The following is a 19566-nucleotide window of genomic DNA, read 5'->3' as shown; positions in this document are numbered from 1 at the left end:
GGCGGGCCCCCCCCGGGGCCGCCCCGCACGGAACAGCGTCAGCGGCCCAGCGCGCGCCGGCCGCGGACCTGGGAGAGGACCGGCAGATTGCGGGAGGGCGCCTTGGGCTGCGCCCCCTCCTCGACGCGCAGGGCCAGCGCCGGGCAGCGGCGTACCGCGCGGATCGCCTTGGCCTCCGCGTAGCGCGGCACCTGGGCCTGGGCGACGGTCGGGAAGCCGTCCGCGCCGAGCTGGAAGACCTCCGGGAGGATGTCCGCGCACAGGCCGTGGCCCCGGCACAGCGTCCAGTCGACGAAGATCTTCTGGCGGCTGGGGCCGTTCTCCTCCCCGCCCCCGCCCGGGATGCCCGTAGGGGTCCTGCCGCCCTCGAAGAGCGGCAGCACACCCTCCACGGGGCGCCCGCAGCCGTTGCCCAGGACATGGGCGGCGAGGTCGTCGGTGAACGCCTTGACGGTCGACTCCAGGAACATCGCGGAGCCGTCCGGGTGCGAACACGCGCCGCGTCGCTTCACGTTCTTGGCGACCTGCTTGACCGCCTCCAGGGCGGCCGGGCCGCCGCCGTTGAGAATGTCCTCCAGGCCACGCGCGGCGGCCGGCAGGCCCAGGTAGCAGGGGCCGCACTGACCGGCGCTCTCCTCGGCCAGCCATTTCGCCACCCTCAGGGACTCGCCCAGCGGACAGGTGTCCTGACTGATCGGCAGGATCGCGCCCGCGCCGAGCGCACCGCCCACCGCGTCCAGGGAGTTGCGGGAGATGATCGCCTCGTTGACGGTCGCCGCGTCGATCCACTTGCCGTGGTAGCCGCCGGTGAGCACACCCTGCGGCATCGGCGGAGCGCCGGCGAGCTGCAGGACGTAACGCAGCGGTACACCCGTCGGGACCTCGATCACCATGGGGCGGGCGACCGCCCCGGAGACCGTGAGCATGACGGTGCCCGGCTCGTCGTACAGGCCGGTGTTGCAGTAGCGCTCCGGACCGATGCGGGCGGCGATGGCGAGCTGCGCGAAGGTCTCGGCGTTGGAGAGCAGGGTGGGGGCGCCGCCCACGCCGTTCTTCGAGGCGCTGACCTTGCGGCCCGGCGGGATCGCAGGGCCGCCGTCGATGGAGCGGATCAGTGAGGCCGCGGCGCCCGTGACCATGCGCACCGGGTTGAGCTGCACGCGGGCGCGCAGCGCGGACCGGCGCCCGTTGCCCAGGCCGCGCTCGGCGAGCGCGGCCTCCATGGAGCGCTTGGTGGACTCCCGGGTGACCCCCACCACGAGCGTGCGGGCACCCATGGCCTCGGCGCACAGCAGCGCGCCGTCCAGGATGAGATGCGGGGCACGGTTGATCATCACCGTGTCCTTGCGGCAGGCCGGCTCGTCCTCGCTGCCGTTGACGACGACGACCGGCCGGACGCCGCGTTTGATCGCCGTCTCGGCGACCGACCGCAGCTTCTTGTGGAAGGGGAAGCCGGCGCCGCCGCGCCCCCTGAGGTTGATGCGTTCAGCGAGCTGGGCGAGCTGTTCGCCGCCCATGGGCTCGAGCGGCCCGTGCACCTTGAGGTGCATGGGCAGATCGAGCCGGTCGACAAGGTCGAAGCCCGACGTGAGCTGGGGAAGCCCGACGACGCGGACCTCGGGTACGTCGGGCAGAGCCTCGTTCACTTGAAGCCTCCGGAAGGCGTGTTCCAAGGTTCGCCCGATCCCGGTGCGTCGAAGTCGTACGACGCACCGGGAGATGGATCAGTGGCGGGACCGCTGTTGTACGTGTCACTCGGGTTGTACGTGGTGTAGAGGCCGTTCGACTCACCGGTGTCGTACACATCACTCGAGCCGTAGCCGGAGGCGGCCGAATTGTCGTAGGTCGGGATGTTGTATCCGGTGTCCTGGAGCGGGTCGTAGGCCGACGGCGGGGCCTCGCCGACCGGTGGCGGGGACGGGACCGGCCAACTGCCCGAGGTGCTGGAGGGGCCGTCCGCGGTCAAGCCGTCCATGGCGGGGACGGCCTGTGTGGGCTGCAGGTCCGGGGGCAGCTCCATGCGGGCGGTCCGGTCGGCGTAGAGGGGCTGCTGCGGCTGGGACGGGGCCGAGACCGCGCGGTAGGCGGCCGCGAAGCCCTTCGCCGGGTCCGGGGCCGGCGGCGCGACGCGTTCGGCGGTCTCGTACAGCGGCCGGGAGGCCGGTTCGGGGCGCTCGGAACGGGAGCGCGAGTCCCGTCTGCCGCCACCCCCGTACCCGCGAAGCGACGCCTCGGCGGCGCGGGCCCGGCTCTCGTCCAGCTTGTCGCGGCCCGGCTGCTCGGCGGTGCCGAGCAGGGCGGTGACCCGGTCGGCGACCTTGCGCTTGACCCGCGGCGGGGAGGAACGCAGGACCAGGGCCGCCATGACGCCGAGCAGGGACAGGCCGTAGAGGATCAGGAAGACCGGCTTCGCCGCTCGACCCGCGTAGAGCCCGTGCACGAGCGCCGCGCACCAGGCCGGGTAGGCCAGCATGTGCATGGCGCGCCAGCGGGCCGCGACGGGGGCCGGCGAGGCGAAGCGGTTGCGCAGGATGCCGGTGATGCCGACGAAGATCATCAGTATTCCGGCCAGGGTGCCCAGGCCGATGAGGAAGGACCTGCCGGTCACCGCCTCGTCGTCGGTGAGTACCAGCCCGAAGGGGATCACCGCGGCGATCCAGGTGGTGTGGTCCAGGGCCAGCTTGATGCCGATGTGCACCAGCAGGAAGGCGATCGAGGCGACCGCGGTCGTCCGGTGCACCGCCTGCGCCAGGATGCGCTGGCGCGGACCGAGCAGGACCCGGTCCTGGGCGACGAGTCCCCAGATCACCGAGCAGCTCAGACAGACGAGCGACAGAACGCCCACGCCGAAGTTGAGGAACTCGGCGAACCAGTCGTCCGCCGTGCTGTCGTCCGGCCTCACGCCCTGCCTCCCCGCGTCACGACGGAAAGCGCGGGAAGAAGCACGGCGGAATGCGGGTACGGCCGACCGGCAGCCGACCGGCCCTGAACGGGCGGTGGGCTGCTGTCTGGACGAGGGTTCATGGGGGAACTCCGAACGTTCGGGAGAAGCGGTCCCGCGCCGCACTCTAAACCTCGCCGTACCGGGGAGTACGAGGTTTGAGTTATTGCGCTGTTATCAAAAGACGATCCGGCTGCCGTGATGCCCCTTAGGGGTTGTTACGCGCAGTAACTTTTGACCGGGATTCAGAGGCGGAGGTCCGGTACGGCGGGGCGCAGCGCGTCGCGGCGCGCTCCGGGCCTGCGGTACCCTGACGCCATGCGTGCCGTACGCCTTCTGCTTAGCGAGCCGCGCTGATCAGTCCCGACCACGGTCGAAGAGCGAACCGGGTGGCCGGAATCGGCGCGGCGTCCCCTCCTGTGCGAGGGGATTTTTCATTTCCGAATGTCGCAGCAGCCGTGGGCGCAGACGATCGATGGAGCTTTGAGGATCATGAGCGAGACGAACCCCGCGGCCACCCCCGAAGTGGCCGCGCCGCACCGCTACACGGCCGCCCTGGCGGCCGAGATCGAGGCACGCTGGCAGGACTTCTGGGACGCCGAGGGCACGTACGACGCACCCAATCCACGGGGCGACCTGGCGGGCGCCCCGGAGACGGTGGCCCGGCCCAAGAAGTTCATCATGGACATGTTCCCCTACCCGTCGGGTGCGGGACTGCACGTCGGCCACCCCCTGGGATACATCGCCACCGACGTCTCCGCCCGGTTCCAGCGCATGACCGGCCACAACGTCCTGCACACCCTGGGCTTCGACGCCTTCGGCCTGCCCGCCGAGCAGTACGCCGTGCAGACCGGCACGCACCCCCGCGTGTCCACCGGGGCCAACATCGAGAACATGAAGGCCCAGCTGCGCCGGCTGGGCCTGGGCCACGACCGGCGCCGGTCGTTCGCCACGATCGACCCGGACTACTACAAGTGGACCCAGTGGATCTTCCTGCAGATCTTCGACTCCTGGTACGACGACGAGGCCGGCCGGGCCCGGCCCATCACCGAGCTGATCGCCGAGTTCGAGTCCGGTGAGCGCCCCGTACCGGGCCACACGCGCGCGTGGGGCGAGCTGAGCGGGGCCGAGCGCGCCGACGTCCTGGGCGGCTTCCGGCTGGCCTACGCCTCCGACGCGCCGGTCAACTGGTGCCCCGGGCTGGGCACCGTACTGGCCAACGAGGAGGTCACCGCCGACGGCCGCTCCGAGCGCGGCAACTTCCCGGTCTTCAAGGCGAAGCTGCGCCAGTGGAACATGCGCATCACCGCCTACGCCGACCGGCTGCTGTCGGACCTGGACGCCCTGGACTGGCCCGAGGCCATCAAGCTGCAGCAGCGCAACTGGATCGGCCGCTCCGAGGGCGCCCGCGTCGACTTCCCCGTCGACGGCGAGCGGATCACCGTCTTCACCACCCGCCCCGACACCCTGTTCGGCGCGACCTACATGGTGCTGGCGCCCGAGCACCCGCTGGTCGAGAAGTTCACCCCGGCCGCCTGGCCCGAGGGCACCCACGACGTCTGGACCGGCGGCCACGCCACCCCGGCCGAGGCCGTCGCCGCGTACCGCGCGCAGGCCGCCTCCAAGTCCGACGTGGAGCGGCAGGCCGAGGCCAAGGACAAGACCGGCGTCTTCATCGGCGCGTACGCGACCAACCCGGTCAACGGCGAGCAGGTGCCCGTCTTCATCGCCGACTACGTCCTGATGGGTTACGGCACCGGCGCGATCATGGCCGTACCGGCCGGCGACCAGCGCGACTTCGAGTTCGCGCGCGCCTTCGAACTGCCGATCCACTGCATCGTCGAGCCGACCGACGGCCGCGGCACCGACACCTCCACCTGGCAGGACGCCTTCTCCTCCTACGAGGCGAGGATCATCAACTCGTCGAACGACGAGGTGAACCTGGACGGCCTGGGCGTTGTCGAGGCCAAGGCGCGCATCACCGAGTGGCTGGAGCGCCGGGGCATCGGCGAGGGCACCGTCAACTTCCGGCTGCGCGACTGGCTGTTCAGCCGGCAGCGTTACTGGGGCGAGCCCTTCCCGATCGTCTACGACGAGGACGGCACCGCCCACGCCCTGCCCGAGTCGATGCTGCCGCTGGAACTGCCCGAGGTCGACGACTACTCCCCGCGCACCTTCGACCCGGACGACGCCGACACCCGGCCCGAGACGCCGCTGTCACGCAACGAGGACTGGGTCCACGTCACCCTGGACCTGGGCGACGGCCGCGGCCCGCGCGCATACCGCCGCGAGACCAACACCATGCCCAACTGGGCCGGCTCCTGCTGGTACGAACTGCGCTACCTGGACCCGCACAACAGCGAGAAGCTGGTCGACCCGGAGATCGAGCAGTACTGGATGGGCCCGCGCGAGGGCATGCCGCACGGCGGTGTCGACCTGTACGTCGGTGGCGCCGAGCACGCCGTACTGCACCTGCTGTACGCGCGCTTCTGGTCCAAGGTGCTGTACGACCTGGGGCACGTGTCGTCGGCGGAGCCGTTCCACAAGCTGTTCAACCAGGGCATGATCCAGGCGTACGTCTACCGTGACAGCCGCGGCATCGCGGTGCCGGCCGCCGAGGTGGAGGAGCACGAGGGCGCCTACTACTACCAGGGCGAGAAGGTCTCCCGGCTGCTGGGCAAGATGGGCAAGTCCCTGAAGAACGCGGTCACTCCGGACGAGATCTGCGCCGAGTACGGGGCCGACACGCTGCGCCTGTACGAGATGGCGATGGGCCCCCTGGACGTGTCGCGGCCGTGGGACACCCGCGCGGTGGTCGGCCAGTTCCGGCTGCTGCAGCGGCTGTGGCGCAACATCGTCGACGAGAACACCGGCGAGGTGACCGTCGTCGACACCCCGGACGCCGACATCGACGTGGCCACCCTGCGTGCCCTGCACAAGGCGATCGACGGGGTGCGCCAGGACCTGGAGGGGATGCGCTTCAACACCGCCATCGCCAAGGTCACCGAGCTGAACAACCACCTGACGAAGACGGGGGGCCCGGTCCCGCGCTCGGTCGCCGAGCGTCTGGTGCTGCTGGTGGCGCCGCTGGCCCCGCACATCGCCGAGGAGCTGTGGCGCACGCTGGGCCACACCGACTCGGTCGTCCACCGGGACTTCCCGGTCGCCGATCCGGCGTACGTCGTCGACGAGACCGTCACCTGCGTGGTCCAGATCAAGGGCAAGGTGAAGGCCCGGCTGGAGGTCTCGCCGTCCATCTCCGAGGAGGAGCTGGAGAAGGCCGCGCTGGCCGACGAGAAGGTCGTCGCCGCGCTGGACGGGGCCGGGATCCGCAAGGTGATCGTGCGGGCGCCGAAGCTGGTGAACATCGTTCCGGCGTGATGGCGTGATGGCGTGACGGCGTGACGGCGCAGGACCACCGGCGCCGGCCGGGCAGCGGGCTGTGGGCCGCTGGTCCGGGGTAGTCCCCTACGGGCAGGTTCGGGGTTCTTCCGGAACTCCGGGCCTGCCCGTTGCGTTTACCGTTGAAGAACGGCGCGATGCGTGTGACGGGTGGCCCCAGGGCCTGGAGGAGGAGTCTCGTGGAAGCAGTGATCGCAGTGCTGGCCCTGCTTTTCGTGCTCTTCGTCACGCTGGGCGTGTACGCCACGGTGAAGGTCGTCGGCGCCGCCAGGCGCAGCGCGGACCGTCACATCACCCAGGCCCGCCGCACGGTCGAGGACCACACCCTGAAGGTCAAGTCCTTCGCCCAGTCAGGCCCGGCCGGCGAGATCGCCCAGCTCAGGCTGAAGCTGCGGACGTCCATGCGCGCCACCCAGGACGCGCTGGAGGCCGGCGCCTCGCAGGACCAGTCCCTCAAGGAGTCCCTCGGCCTCTTCGAGCGGCTCAGCGCGCACGGGCACGAACTGGACGCCGAACTGAGGCGCCTGGAGTCCGAACCGGACCGCGGCACCCTCGCCAAGCGGCTGCCCGAGCTGCGCGAGCGCACCCACCGCATCGCGCGGTCGGCCGACTCCCTGCGCTGGGCGGCCCGTGACCGCGCCCGTCACTTCGCGGAGGGCGACCTCGACTCGCTCAGCACCCAGATCGACATGGAGACCGGCGCCCTGCGGCACTGGACGACCACCGACCCGCAGCCCGCCGCAGAGCCCGGCCACGGTGCCCCGGCGGCCGGCCGGACCGGGCCGGAGCCGTCGCGGTCCGAGGCCGTGCGGGAGCCCGCGCCCGAGCCGGCGCAGCCCTCGATCGCCCCGGCCGCGCCCCGTCCCACGTACCCCTGGCAGAAAAGGCCCCGCCCCGAGAGCACCACCTGATCCGGGCGCACCGTCCGGGCGCACCGTCCCGACGCAGTGATCCGGCCATGGCCGCGTCCGGCTCGCGGGGCCGAGCTGCCCAGGGGGCGGTACGCCAGGTAACCTCCAGCTCATGTCCCGCCATGTCGCCATCGTCACCGATTCAACGGCCTACCTTCCGGCCCGGACGATGGAATGGCACGGCATCACGGCGGTTCCCCTGACCGTGGTCCTCGGCGACCGCGCGCTCGAAGAGGGCACCGAGATCTCCACCCGCTCCCTTGCCCAGGCGCTCCAGAAGCGGCGGCCGGTGACGACGTCCCGGCCCGGCCCCGAGGTCTTCGCCGCGGCCTACCGCCGGGCCGCCGAGGCCGGCGCCACCGGCATCGTCTCCCTCCACCTTTCCGCCGAACTCTCCGGCACCTACGACGCGGCGGTCGTCGCGGCCCGCGAGGCACCGGTGCCGGTGCGGGTGGTGGACACCGGAATGATCGCCATGGCGCTCGGGTTCTGCGCGCTCGCGGCGGCGGAGGCCGCGGAGGCGGGCGGCACCGTGGACGACGCCGTCACGGCCGCGGAGAAACGGGCGGCGGGCACCGCCGCCTACTTCTACGTCGACACCCTGGACTACCTGCGCCGGGGCGGACGCATCGGGGCCGCGCAGGCCCTGCTGGGGTCGGCGCTCGCCGTGAAGCCGCTGCTCCAGCTGGCCGGCGGCCGCATCGAACCCCTGGAGAAGGTGCGCACGGCGTCGAAGGCCATCGCCCGCCTGGAGGAGATCGCGGCCGAGCGGGCGGGCGGCGCCGAAGTCGACATCGCCGTCCACCATCTCGCCGCCCCGGAGCGTGCCTCGGCTCTCGCGGACCGGCTGAAGGTGCGGGTGCCCGGACTGACCGAGCTGCACGTCAGCGAGGTCGGCGCGGTGATCGGGGCGCACACGGGGCCGGGCCTGCTGGGGGTCGTGGTCTCGGCCCGATGAGGCGGCGGCGGGGCTGCGCCGGGTCCGTACGGGTGGCGGAGTTGTCCACAACCGGGAAGTAGTCCACGGGAATCGAGCAAGATCATCGCGGATGCGGTGACATGTCCGATCCTCCCGGCATGGAACTTCGATCACCTTCACCTTCACCTTCATCTTCACGTTCAGCCGCGGTGACCAGCGGTCCGGGGCGCGCACCCGCGTCCGACGGACGTGCCCGACACCGCCGGCCGGCCGTTGCCGGTACCGCAAGGGGGACGGGGCCGGGGCTGAGGCCCGGCGGGCGGGAGATCCGGCGCGGGCATCGGCTCCGGGGCGGCCGGGACCGGGACGCCTCGGCGGAGGAGCTTCGGCGCCGGGCGGAGGTGCTGTTCGGGGAGGGGGCCGGGCGAGGCACTCGGGGCGTCGGAGGTGTCGGGCCTGCGCCCGCCCGGCGCGTGCCGAGCTGGGCCGGGAGTGGCGTGGACGAGTCGGTGGCGCGATCCCGGCGGGGCCCGGCCGCCGCCCGTGGCGATGTGGACGTCGGGGAGGTACGGACGTCGGAGGAGGTTTTCGAGCCGGTGGCCTCGGACCCGGTGATGCCGGGGGAGCGGCGGCCGGCCGGCCGGGTGGGGCTCGCGCTGCGGGAGCGGTTGCCGTTGTGGGTACGGACGCGGTGCGGGCTGGAGCGGCGAAGCGTGGTCGCGCTGTCGGTGGTGCTCGTGCTGGCGGTGGGGTTCGCCGCACAGCACTTCTGGGCCGGGCGGACGCAGCCCGTGCGGGCACCGGAGGTGGTGGGAGCGGCCGTGCCCCAGGTCGGGGACGGAGCGGGAAGCACGCCGGCCGCCTCGGCGGGGGCCGCCGGCGAGGCAGCCGGCACGAGTACGGGTGCGGGGGCGGCGGGCACGGTGCTGCCCGAGATCGTGGTCGACGTCGGTGGCAAGGTGCGTGACCCGGGTGTCCACCGTCTCCCGGCCGGCTCACGGGTCGCGGACGCGCTGCGGGCGGCGGGCGGAGTACGGCCCGGGGCCAGGACCGACGGGCTCAACCGGGCGCGGTTCCTCGTGGACGGGGAGCAGGTGATCGTCGGCGGCCCGGCACCGGCACCGGGGGCCGGTCCGGCACCGGCGGCGGGCGGTCCGGCCGGAGTGGCGCCGGGCGCCGGACCCACGACACCGCTGTCCCTCAACACCGCGACGCTGGATCAGCTGGACAGCCTCCCGGGGGTCGGCCCCGTCCTGGCCCGGCACATCCTCGACCACCGCACCCGCAACGGCGGTTTCCGCTCGGTGGACGAACTGCGGGAAGTGAACGGCATCGGTGACCGCCGCTTCGCGGACCTGCGGAATCTCGTACGGCCATGAGCAGCCGGACGGCCCCGAGGGACCGCGGGCGGACGGACTCGAGGGACCGCGGGCGGACGGACCCAGGGCGGACGGATACGGCGCACCCCGCTCCCGCGGGCCGGGGGCACCCCGCTCCCGCGGACCCGCCCGCCCGGCTGCCCGTGCACGCCGCCTCGGGCAAGCGGCTCGGGGCGTCCCACCCCCGGCAGGAGGGACCGGCCGACCTGCGGCTCGTACCACCCGCACTGGCGGCCTGGGCCACGGCGGCGGTGATGCTGCACGCCCCGCCCGGCCTGGTGACGGGCACGGCGATCGCCTCCTTGCTCCTGGCCGCAGTCCTCCTCACGCTGCGAAACCGCCGGGCGGAGCCGCGACCTGCGGCGCGGGAAGGTGCGGGGGGACCTGCGGGACCCGGACCCGCACGCGGACGGGGCCGGTCACGGGTTTCCGGAGCCGCGGTGCTGCTCTGCGTCGCCGCTGCCGCCGCGTCGGCGGGCCTGCACGGCGCCGATCTGCGGCGGGGCCCGGTGCCGCAGCTGGCGCGGGAGTACGCCTCGGTCACGGCCGAGGTCGAGGTCACCGCCGATCCCCGGCTCACCCGGCCCCGGGCCGGCGGCAGCCACATGGCTCCGACAGCCGTGCTCATCGAGGGAGACGTGCGGCGGGTGGAGCGAGAGCGGGGCGGAGCGGCGGCCGTGACCCGGGTCCCGGTGCTGATGATGGTCGACGCGCGTTCGGCCCGGCCGGGCCCGCGGGACGACGGACAGGTGCGGGCGGGGGACGCGGAGGAACACACGCCGTGGCTCGGACTGCTGCCGTCCACCCGGCTGCGGGTCGAGGGCCGGCTCGCTCCGGCGACGGCGGGCGGTGACCGGTTCGCGGCCGTGCTGCGGGTCGGGGAGATGGCCGGGCCGCAGACGGTGGGGGAGCCGTCGGCACCGCAGCGGCTGGCCGGACGGCTGCGCGCCGGGCTGCGGGCGGCGACCGACGGCCTGCCGGCGGACGCGCGAGCCCTGCTGCCGGGGCTGGTCGTGGGCGACACCTCACGCGTCACCCCGGAACTGGAAGAGGCGTTCGAAGAGACCGACCTGACGCACACCCTGGCAGTGTCCGGGGCGAACTTCACGATCCTCCTCGCCCTGCTCATCGGCCCGCCGGGGCTGGCGCAGTACGCCGAACGCCGTGGTCTCGCGTCCCGCCTCGGCCTCTCGCTGCGTACGACCGCGCTGCTCGGCGGGGCGGTCTCGCTCGCCTTCGTCGTCGTGTGCCGGCCCGATCCGAGCGTGCTGCGGGCCGCCGCCTGCGGATCCGTCGCGCTGCTCGCGCTCGCCACCGGCCGCCGCAGGTCCCTGATCCCGGCACTGGCGACCGCCGTCCTGCTGCTGGTGCTCTACGACCCTTGGCTGGCCCGCAGTTACGGCTTCCTGCTCTCCGTGCTGGCCACCGGCGCCCTGCTCACGCTCGCGCCGCGCTGGAGCGCCGGGCTGCGACGGCGCGGGGTGCGGCCCCGGCCGGCGGAGGCGCTGGCCGCTGCGGGCGCCGCGCAGGCGGTGTGCGCGCCGGTGGTCGTCGTGCTGTCGGCGCGGGTGAGCCTGGTGGCGGTGCCCTGCAACCTCCTTGTCGAGTTCGCGCTCGCGCCGGCCACCGTGCTGGGCTTCCTGGCCCTGGCGACCGCCCTGCCGGTGCTGCCGGTGGCGAAGGCGTTCGCCTGGTGCGCGAGTTGGCCCGTGGAGTGGATCGCGCAGATCGCCCGGACCGGGGCGGCGCTGCCCGGCGCCGGGATCGACTGGCCGGGCGGCTGGGCCGGGGCGGCGCTGCTCGGGACGCTCACCCTGGTCCTCCTGCCGGTCGGGCGGAGACTGCTGCGGCACCCCTGGTGGTGCGGGATCTGCGCCCTGCTCCTGGTGCTGCTGGTGGTGCAGCCGCCACCGCTGACCCGTGCGGTCACGGGCTGGCCGCCACCGGGCTGGCGGATGGTGATGTGCGACGTGGGGCAGGGCGACGCGATGGTGCTGGCGGCGGGTGAGGACACCGGCGTGGTCGTGGACGCCGGCCCGGACCCGGCCCCGGTGGACCGCTGTCTGCGCTCCCTCGGTGTCACCCGGGTCCCACTGGTCGTGCTGACCCACTTCCACGCCGACCATGTGGCGGGCCTGCCCGGCGTCCTGCGCGGACGTTCGGTGGGCGGCATCGCGACCACGGGACTGGAAGAACCCGCCGACCAGGCCCGGTTCGTACGGAGACTCGCGGCGGACCGGCACCTGCCGGTGACGCGGGCCGTCGCGGGGGAGCGGCGGCGGACGGGGGAGCTGTCCTGGGAGGTGGTGTGGCCCCCGCCGGCCACCGGGCAGGCTTCCGGCACCTGGCCGGCCCCCGCACCCCCTTCCTCCTCCTCGGTACCCCTGCCCCCGGCCCCGGAACCGGAGGGCCCGAACGACGCCAGTGTGGCCATGCTCGTCCGGACGGCGGGACTGCGCCTGCTGCTGCTCGGGGACATGGAACCGCCGGCCCAGCGGGCCCTGGCGAGGTCGCCCACGGCGGGGCGGCTGGCGGACGTCGACGTCCTCAAGGTGGCCCATCACGGCTCGGCGTATCAGGACCCCGGCCTCGTACGCCGGTCGGCGCCCCGGCTGGCGCTGATCTCCGCGGGGCGCGACAACTCGTACGGGCATCCGGCCCCGAGCACGGTCGCCGCGTTGCGGGAGGCCGGTAGCGCGGTGCTGCGGACGGACCGGGGCGGATCGATCGCCGTGCTCGGTGGGGAGGACGGGGGTGGAGAGCTGCGGGTGGCGCGACACTGAAGGCATGAAGGAAGCCGCGCACGACCACACGCACGACCACACGCACGTGGACCCGCAGGTGAACCCGCACGTGGACCCGGACGTGGACCCGGACGAGGGAGCGAGCGAGGAAGCGACCCCGAGCCCGGACGCGGCGACGGTCGATGCCTATCTGCGGCGGCTTGGCGTCGGGCGACCGGCCCGGCCCACCGCCGACGCGCTGCGCGAACTGCACCTGCGCCATCTGCGGACCGTGCCCTTCGAGAACCTCTCGGTCCACCTCGGTGAGGAGATCGTGCTCGACGGGAAACGGCTGCTGGACAAAGTGGTGGGCGGCCGCCGGGGCGGCTTCTGCTACGAACTCAACGGAGCATTCGGCACCTTGCTCACCGCCCTCGGGTACGAGGTCACCCTGCTCGCCGCGCGGGTGTACGGCGACGGAGGACGGCTCGGCATCCCGTACGACCATCTCGCCCTGCGGGTACGGACCCTGGACGGGGGCGACCGGCTGGCCGATGTCGGGTTCGGGGCGCACTGCCTGCTGCCGCTGGAGTTCGCGGAGCGGGGGGACCAGGAGGATCCCGGGGGCACGTTCCGCATCACCGGGGCGGCGCCGGACGCGGCCGGGGTGCGCGGCGGTCATGACGTCGCCCCGCTCATGGACCTGGACGTGCTGCAGGACGGGAAGCGGGTGTACCGGCTGGAGCAGCGTCCGAGGGTGCTCGGCGACTTCGTGACCGGGGCGTGGTGGCACAGCACCTCGCCGCAGTCGCATTTCACCCGGTCACTCGTCTGCTCACGGGTCACCGAGGACGGAGGGAGGATCACCCTCAGCGGCCGCCGGGTCACCACGACGGCGGCGAACGGCACGCGTGAGGAGGAGGAGTTGACGACGGACGAGGAGGTGCTCGCGTGCTACCGGGACCGGTTCGCAATCCGCCTCGCCCAGGTGCCGGCCGTGAGAAAGCCCCACCAGGTCGGCTGACCGGGACCAGCTGGGTTTTTAATGGCCGACGTGAGCGATGTGAAACATGTACTGGTGCTGCCCGACCGGGATGCCGCGGAAGCGGTGGTGGAGGAACTGGTCGAGCGCTTCGGCGTCGACGAGGAGCCGCAGCTCGTCCGGGACGCCCTGGCCGGCGAGGACGACGCCGAGGACGCCCAGTGGCTCGTCGTCCTGCGCGACGAGAGGGAACGGCTGGACCCCGGCGCACTGGACGAGTTCGCGGCGAAGTGGGACGGCTGGCGGGAGGAGCCCTGACCCGGCGTCGTGACGTCGGGGGCCATCGCCGTCAGTGGTGCGTGCGATGCTTGTCGCGATGGCCAGGAAGACAGCTCAAGACGACCCTCTCGCCCCGGTGACGCTCGCCGTGGGCCAGGAGGACCTCCTGCTCGACCGTGCCGTGCGGGACGTGGTGGCCGCGGCGAAGGCCTCCGACGCCGACACGGACGTACGCGACCTCACTCCGGACCAGGTCCAGCCCGGCACCCTCGCCGAGCTGACCAGCCCCTCGCTCTTCGCCGAGCGCAAAGTCGTGGTCGTACGCAATGCGCAGGACCTGTCGGCCGACACCGTCAAGGACGTGAAGGCGTATCTCGGGACGCCCGCCGAGGAGATCACACTCGTCCTGCTGCACGCGGGCGGCGCCAAGGGCAAGGGCCTGCTCGACGCCGCGCGCAAGGCCGGGGCGCGGGAGGTGGCCTGCCCGAAGATGACGAAGCCGGCGGACCGGCTGGCCTTCGTACGGAGCGAGTTCCGGGCCACCGGGAGATCGGCCACACCGGAGGCGTGCCAGGCGCTGGTCGACGCCATCGGCAGCGACCTGCGGGAGCTGGCGGCGGCGGTGTCCCAGCTGGCGGCGGACATCGAGGGCACGATCGACGAGGCGGTCGTCGGCCGGTACTACACCGGGCGGGCCGAGGCGTCGAGCTTCACGGTCGCCGACCGCGCGGTCGAGGGACGGGCGGCGGAGGCACTGGAGGCGTTGCGCTGGTCGCTGTCGACGGGGGTGGCGCCGGTGCTGATCACCAGCGCGCTGGCCCAGGGCGTCCGGGCGATCGGGAAGCTGTCGTCGGCGCGCGGCGGCCGACCGGCCGATCTGGCGCGGGAGCTGGGCATGCCGCCGTGGAAGATCGACCGGGTGCGCCAGCAGATGCGGGGCTGGACCCCCGACGGCGTGTCCGTCGCCCTGCGGGCGGTGGCCGAGGCGGACGCCGGCGTCAAGGGCGGCGGAGAGGACCCGGGGTACGCCCTGGAGAAGGCGGTCGTCACCATCGCACGCGCGGCGCGGTCGAGGGGCCGGGCGTAGGTCCTGCCGTCACCTTCGGGCGCCCTGCCTCCGTGACAAGCCGAGGACCCCGCTCCACCGCCCGGGGAAGGGCAGCTGGAGCGGGGTCCTCGGTGACGCTCGGAGCCCGTACCCGCGTGGCGAACGCAGGCCGCGTACAGGCTCGGGGTGCCGGTCGGGGGCGGAGAGAGAGGGCCCGCCCGGGGTCCTTCCGGCGGTCGGATCAGATCCGGTCAGATCAGCGAGTGGTTCAGCCCTTGAGGGACGCGACCTTCAGAGCCAGCGCCGACTTCTTGTTGGCGGCCTGGTTCTTGTGGATGACGCCCTTGGAGACGGCCTTGTCGAGCTGACGCGCGGCAGCGCGCTGGTACTCGGTGGCCTTCTCGGCGTCGCCCGCGACGGCGGCCTCACGAGCCTTGCGGATCGCGGTCTTCAGAGAGGACTTGACGGCCTTGTTGCGCAGCCGGGCCTTCTCGTTGGTCTTGTTCCGCTTGATCTGGGACTTGATGTTCGCCACGAATGAGCCTCTACAGGTTCTGGCACGGGGCCGCACGGGACCCGTACCGGTGAATTTCTTGAGACGTGCCCCGCACCGAGAGGGCAAGAGGCACAACCCCCCACGTTACCAGCGGCCCGGCGGACGGCCCAAACCCGGCCCCGACCGGCGCCGGTACAGGCCCCGGCCGGGCCTCCGGTCCCCACCCGGGGCACCGCGCCCCCCGCCCGTGGGACCATGGAAGCTACGTATCGATCCGATCCGACCCGAGACCGCAGACACTGCGGACGCCTCAAGAATCAGGACCCTGCGTGCCCGCGACCCCCAGCCACGTGCCCGAGCCGAGCCGTACCGACCCGGCTCTGATCCGCAACTTCTGCATCATCGCGCACATCGACCACGGCAAGTCCACACTCGCCGACCGGATGCTCCAGCTGACCGGTGTGGTCGATCAGCGGCAGATGCGCGCCCAGTACCTCGACCGCATGGACATCGAGCGCGAACGCGGCATCACGATCAAGTCCCAGGCGGTGAGGTTGCCGTGGGCGCCCACGGACGACAAGGGCAGCACGCGCATCCTCAACATGATCGACACGCCGGGGCACGTCGACTTCACCTACGAGGTGTCGCGGTCGCTCGCCGCCTGCGAGGGCACGGTCCTCCTGGTGGACGCCGCGCAGGGCATCGAGGCCCAGACCCTCGCCAACCTGTACCTGGCGATGGAGAACGACCTCACGATCATCCCGGTGCTCAACAAGATCGACCTGCCGGCCGCGCAGCCCGAGAAGTTCGCCGAGGAACTCGCCAACCTGGTCGGCTGCGAGCCCGACGACGTGCTGAAGGTGTCCGCGAAGACCGGTCTCGGCGTCGAGGCGCTGCTGGACAGGGTGGTCGCCGACGTCCCCGCCCCGGTCGGCGTCAAGGACGCCCCGGCCCGCGCGATGATCTTCGACTCGGTGTACGACTCGTACCGCGGTGTCGTGACGTACGTCAGGGTCATCGACGGCCAGCTCAACAAGCGCGAGCGCATCAGGATGATGTCCACGGGCGCGACGCACGAGCTGCTGGAGATCGGCACCAACTCGCCGGAGATGCTGTCCGCCGACGGCCTCGGCGTCGGCGAGGTGGGCTACCTCATCACCGGAGTGAAGGACGTCCGCCAGTCGAAGGTCGGTGACACCGTCACCAGCCAGCACAAGGGGGCCGAGGAGGCGCTCGGCGGCTACAAGGACCCCAAGCCCATGGTGTTCTCGGGCCTGTACCCGCTGGACGGTTCCGACTACCCCGAGCTGCGCGAGGCGCTGGACAAGCTCCAGCTCAACGACGCCGCCCTGGTCTACGAGCCGGAGACGTCCGCCGCCCTCGGCTTCGGTTTCCGCGTCGGCTTCCTCGGCCTGCTGCACCTCGACGTGATCCGCGAGCGCCTCGAGCGCGAGTTCGGGCTCGACCTGATCGCCACCGCGCCGAACGTCGTCTACCGCGTGGGCATGGAGGACGGCACCGAGCACATCGTCACCAACCCGAGCGAGTTCCCCGAGGGGAAGATCGACGAGGTGTACGAGCCGGTCGTGCGCGCCACCATCCTGGCGCCCAGCGAGTTCATCGGCTCGATCATGGAGCTGTGCCAGACCCGGCGCGGTGTCCTGCTCGGTATGGACTACCTCTCCGAGGACCGGGTCGAGATCCGCTACACCCTCCCGCTCGCCGAGATCGTCTTCGACTTCTTCGACCAGCTGAAGTCCAAGACCCGCGGCTACGCCTCCCTCGACTACGAGCCCACCGGCGAGCAGAGCTCCAGCCTGGTCAAGGTCGACATCCTGCTGCACGGCGACAAGGTGGACGCGTTCTCCGCGATCACCCACAAGGACCAGGCGTACGCCTACGGTGTGCGGCTCGTCGCCAAGCTCAAGGAGCTGATCCCGCGGCAGGCCTTCGAGGTGCCGGTGCAGGCCGCCATCGGCTCCCGGGTGATCGCCCGCGAGACCATCCGCGCCATCCGCAAGGACGTCCTCGCCAAGTGCTACGGCGGTGACATCTCGCGCAAGCGCAAGCTGCTGGAGAAGCAGAAGGAGGGCAAGAAGCGGATGAAGATGGTGGGCTCCGTGGAGGTCCCGCAGGAGGCCTTCATCGCCGTCCTCTCCAGCGACGAGAACGCGGGGTCGGGCAAGGCCAAGAAGTAACCGCGGGTTACCGGAGGTTCCCGGGGGAGCGCCCGCCGGACACCCGGGGCGGAGCGAGGCCCGTCGTGCGCGCGCACGACGGGCCTCTGCACGTCCGCGCCCGGCCCGCAGCGGGCTCCCCGGCGGCTCCCGGCGGGTTCATCGCCCGCCCGTCAGGGGATTCTCTGTGCGAAGTGACAGGCCGTGGCCCCTTACGCAGCCGCCGGTGGGCCTTTACTCTGTCCCTGCTCGACGGTTACTCGCGAGTTAAACAAGGGTACGACAGCGTAACCGGCCGGACACCATCCGCGTGTCAGCCGTACACCAGCCGCATCTGAGCCAGCCGCACCGTCGCGGGTCCCGGAGGATGTCTTGAGCGACACACAGACTTTGATCGAGAACCGGCCGCCGAGCGTGGCGACCCTCTTCCTGGAGCGTGTCGCCGCCACACCGGACGCCGAGGCGTACCGCTACCCCGTCCCGCCCGCCTCGGGCGAGGGCCCCGACGACTGGAAGTCGCTCACCTGGGCCGAGGCCGCCGAGCGGGTCAACGCCATCGCGGCCGGCCTGATCGAGCTGGGCGTGAACCCGGAGGAGCGGGTGGCGCTCGCGTCCGCCACCCGGGTCGAATGGGTCCTCGCCGACCTCGGCATCATGTGCGCGGGCGCCGCCACCACCACGGTCTACCCGCAGACGAACATCGAGGAGTCCGCGTACATCCTGTCGGACTCCGACAGCCGGGTGCTGATCGCGGAGAACGCCGAGCAGGTCGACAAGGTCGCGGCGAAGCGCGCCGAGCTGCCCCACATCGGCCACGTCGTGGTCATCGACGCGGCCGGCGTCGAGACGGACGACTGGGTGATCAGCCTCGCCGAGCTGGAGCGCCGCGGCACGGCCCGGCTGGAGAAGGACGCCGGGGTGGTCAAGGAGCGGGTCGCCGCGATCACCAAGGACCAGCTGGCCACCCTCATCTACACCTCGGGCACCACCGGCCGCCCCAAGGGCGTCCGCCTGCCGCACGACAACTGGGCGTACATGGCGAAGGCGATCGCCGCGACGGGCCTCGTCCACGCGGACGACGTGCAGTACCTGTGGCTGCCGCTCGCGCACGTCTTCGGCAAGGTCCTCACCTCGGGCCAGATCGAGGTCGGTCACGTCACCGCCGTCGACGGCCGCGTCGACAAGATCATCGAGAACCTGCCGGTGGTGCGGCCGACCTACATGGCGGCCGTCCCGCGCATCTTCGAGAAGGTCTACAACGGGGTCGCCGCCAAGGCACGGGCCGGCGGCGGCGCCAAGTACAAGATCTTCCAGTGGGCCGCTGGCGTGGCCCGCGAGTACGCCAAGGTCACCCAGGACAACTTCCGCCGCACCGGTACCGCCGGCGCCCCCTTCGGCCTCACCGCCAAGCACAACGTCGCCGACAAGCTGGTCTACGCCAAGATCCGCGACGCGTTCGGCGGCAACCTGCGCGCCTGCATCTCCGGTTCGGCGGCCCTCGCGCCCGACATCGGCTACTTCTTCGCCGGCGCCGGGATCCACATCCTGGAGGGCTACGGACTCACCGAGTCCTCCGCGGCCTCCTTCGTGAACCCGGGCGAGGCCTACCGCACCGGCACCGTCGGCAAGCCGCTGCCCGGCACCGAGGTGCGCGTCGCGGACGACGGCGAGATCCTGCTGCGCGGCCCCGGCATCATGGAGGGCTACCACGGGCTGCCCGAGAAGACCGCCGAGGTCCTGGAGTCCGACGGCTGGTTCCACACCGGTGACATCGGCGAGCTGTCGCCCGACGGCTACCTGCGGATCACCGACCGCAAGAAGGACCTCATCAAGACCTCCGGCGGCAAGTACATCTCGCCCGCCGAGGTCGAGGGCCAGTTCAAGGCGGTGTGCCCGTACGTCTCCAACATCCTGGTGCACGGCGCCGACCGCAACTACTGCACCGCCCTCATCGCCCTCGACGAGACGGCCCTCGCGGCCTGGGCGCAGGAGAACGGCCTGGAGGGCAAGCCGTACGCGGAGATCGTCGCCGCGCCCGCCACGGTCGAGATGGTCGACGGCTACGTCAAGGAGCTCAACGAGGGCCTCCAGCGCTGGCAGACCATCAAGAAGTTCCGCATCCTGCCCCGCGACCTCGACATCGAACACGGCGAGATCACCCCGAGCCTGAAGCTGAAGCGCCCGGTGGTGGAGCGCCAGTACAAGCACCTGATCGACGAGATGTACGCGGGCGCCCGGGAGGCGTGACCGTCACAGTGTGACGCGCGGGACGGGGGCGGAGTCCCGGACCTGGCCGGTCGGCCAGGTCC

13 protein-coding genes are annotated in these 19566 nt (G+C 72.3%); 10 read left to right on the top strand and 3 right to left on the bottom strand.

All coding sequences use genetic code 11. The features are described 5' to 3' along the window. Positions 1 to 38: 38 nt before the first annotated feature. A complete protein-coding gene (locus ACFWVE_RS32135) occupies positions 39 to 1646 on the bottom strand; it encodes an NADH-ubiquinone oxidoreductase-F iron-sulfur binding region domain-containing protein (RefSeq protein WP_384021812.1) in 1608 nt (535 codons plus the stop codon). Continuing rightward, positions 1643 to 2902 (bottom strand): cytochrome b/b6 domain-containing protein, encoded by a 1260-nt coding sequence (locus tag ACFWVE_RS32130; protein ID WP_384021809.1) that lies wholly within the window; start codon positions 2900 to 2902, stop codon positions 1643 to 1645. The genes ACFWVE_RS32135 and ACFWVE_RS32130 overlap by 4 nt, the downstream gene beginning before the upstream one ends. Before the next feature lie 531 nt (positions 2903 to 3433). Between ACFWVE_RS32130 and leuS the strand changes: the two genes are divergently transcribed. The 8 genes from leuS (at position 3434) to holA (ending at position 14623) form a co-directional block, all read left to right on the top strand. Then, on the top strand, positions 3434 to 6322 hold the full coding sequence (leuS, locus tag ACFWVE_RS32125; protein ID WP_384021806.1) for a leucine--tRNA ligase: 2889 nt from the start codon (positions 3434 to 3436) through the stop codon (positions 6320 to 6322). A gap of 200 nt (positions 6323 to 6522) precedes the next feature. Then, positions 6523 to 7254, top strand: a complete 732-nt coding sequence (locus ACFWVE_RS32120) for a hypothetical protein (RefSeq protein WP_384021802.1) — start codon at positions 6523 to 6525, stop codon at positions 7252 to 7254. Between the two features lie 112 nt (positions 7255 to 7366). Next, a complete protein-coding gene (locus ACFWVE_RS32115) occupies positions 7367 to 8212 on the top strand; it encodes a DegV family protein (protein WP_384021799.1) in 846 nt (281 codons plus the stop codon). Positions 8213 to 8331: 119 nt separating this feature from the next. After that, positions 8332 to 9552: a helix-hairpin-helix domain-containing protein gene (locus ACFWVE_RS32110; RefSeq protein ID WP_384021796.1), complete on the top strand. Its 1221-nt coding sequence runs from the start codon at positions 8332 to 8334 to the stop codon at positions 9550 to 9552. Next, on the top strand, positions 9549 to 12335 hold the full coding sequence (locus ACFWVE_RS32105; protein ID WP_384021793.1) for a ComEC/Rec2 family competence protein: 2787 nt from the start codon (positions 9549 to 9551) through the stop codon (positions 12333 to 12335). Before ACFWVE_RS32110 ends, ACFWVE_RS32105 begins: the two co-directional genes overlap by 4 nt. Positions 12336 to 12339: 4 nt before the next feature. Continuing rightward, positions 12340 to 13299: an arylamine N-acetyltransferase gene (locus ACFWVE_RS32100; RefSeq protein ID WP_384021790.1), complete on the top strand. Its 960-nt coding sequence runs from the start codon at positions 12340 to 12342 to the stop codon at positions 13297 to 13299. 30 nt (positions 13300 to 13329) lie between these two features. Then, positions 13330 to 13575 (top strand): hypothetical protein, encoded by a 246-nt coding sequence (locus ACFWVE_RS32095; protein WP_384021788.1) that lies wholly within the window; start codon positions 13330 to 13332, stop codon positions 13573 to 13575. A 58-nt stretch (positions 13576 to 13633) separates the two neighbouring features. Continuing rightward, positions 13634 to 14623 carry a DNA polymerase III subunit delta gene (holA, locus tag ACFWVE_RS32090; protein WP_384021785.1) on the top strand — a complete coding sequence of 330 codons (990 nt, stop codon included), beginning with the start codon at positions 13634 to 13636 and terminating at the stop codon, positions 14621 to 14623. Between the two features lie 229 nt (positions 14624 to 14852). On the opposite strand, the gene rpsT is transcribed toward holA, so the two are convergent. Continuing rightward, positions 14853 to 15119, bottom strand: coding sequence for a 30S ribosomal protein S20 (rpsT, locus tag ACFWVE_RS32085; RefSeq protein ID WP_384021782.1), 267 nt, complete (start codon positions 15117 to 15119; stop codon positions 14853 to 14855). 290 nt (positions 15120 to 15409) lie between these two features. Between rpsT and lepA the strand changes: the two genes are divergently transcribed. Together lepA and ACFWVE_RS32075 are read left to right on the top strand one after the other, a co-directional pair. Then, complete coding sequence (lepA, locus tag ACFWVE_RS32080) at positions 15410 to 17278, top strand: translation elongation factor 4 (RefSeq protein WP_384021779.1); 1869 nt, start codon at positions 15410 to 15412, stop codon at positions 17276 to 17278. A 351-nt stretch (positions 17279 to 17629) separates the two neighbouring features. After that, complete coding sequence (locus tag ACFWVE_RS32075) at positions 17630 to 19504, top strand: AMP-dependent synthetase/ligase (protein ID WP_384021776.1); 1875 nt, start codon at positions 17630 to 17632, stop codon at positions 19502 to 19504. The last annotated feature ends 62 nt before the right edge of the window (positions 19505 to 19566 follow it).

The sequence above is a fragment of the Streptomyces sp. NPDC058632 genome (assembly GCF_042717095.1).
Taxonomy (GTDB): domain Bacteria; phylum Actinomycetota; class Actinomycetes; order Streptomycetales; family Streptomycetaceae; genus Streptomyces.
Note: the sequence above shows the minus strand (reverse complement) of the source record. Positions and strands in the feature narration are given on the sequence as shown.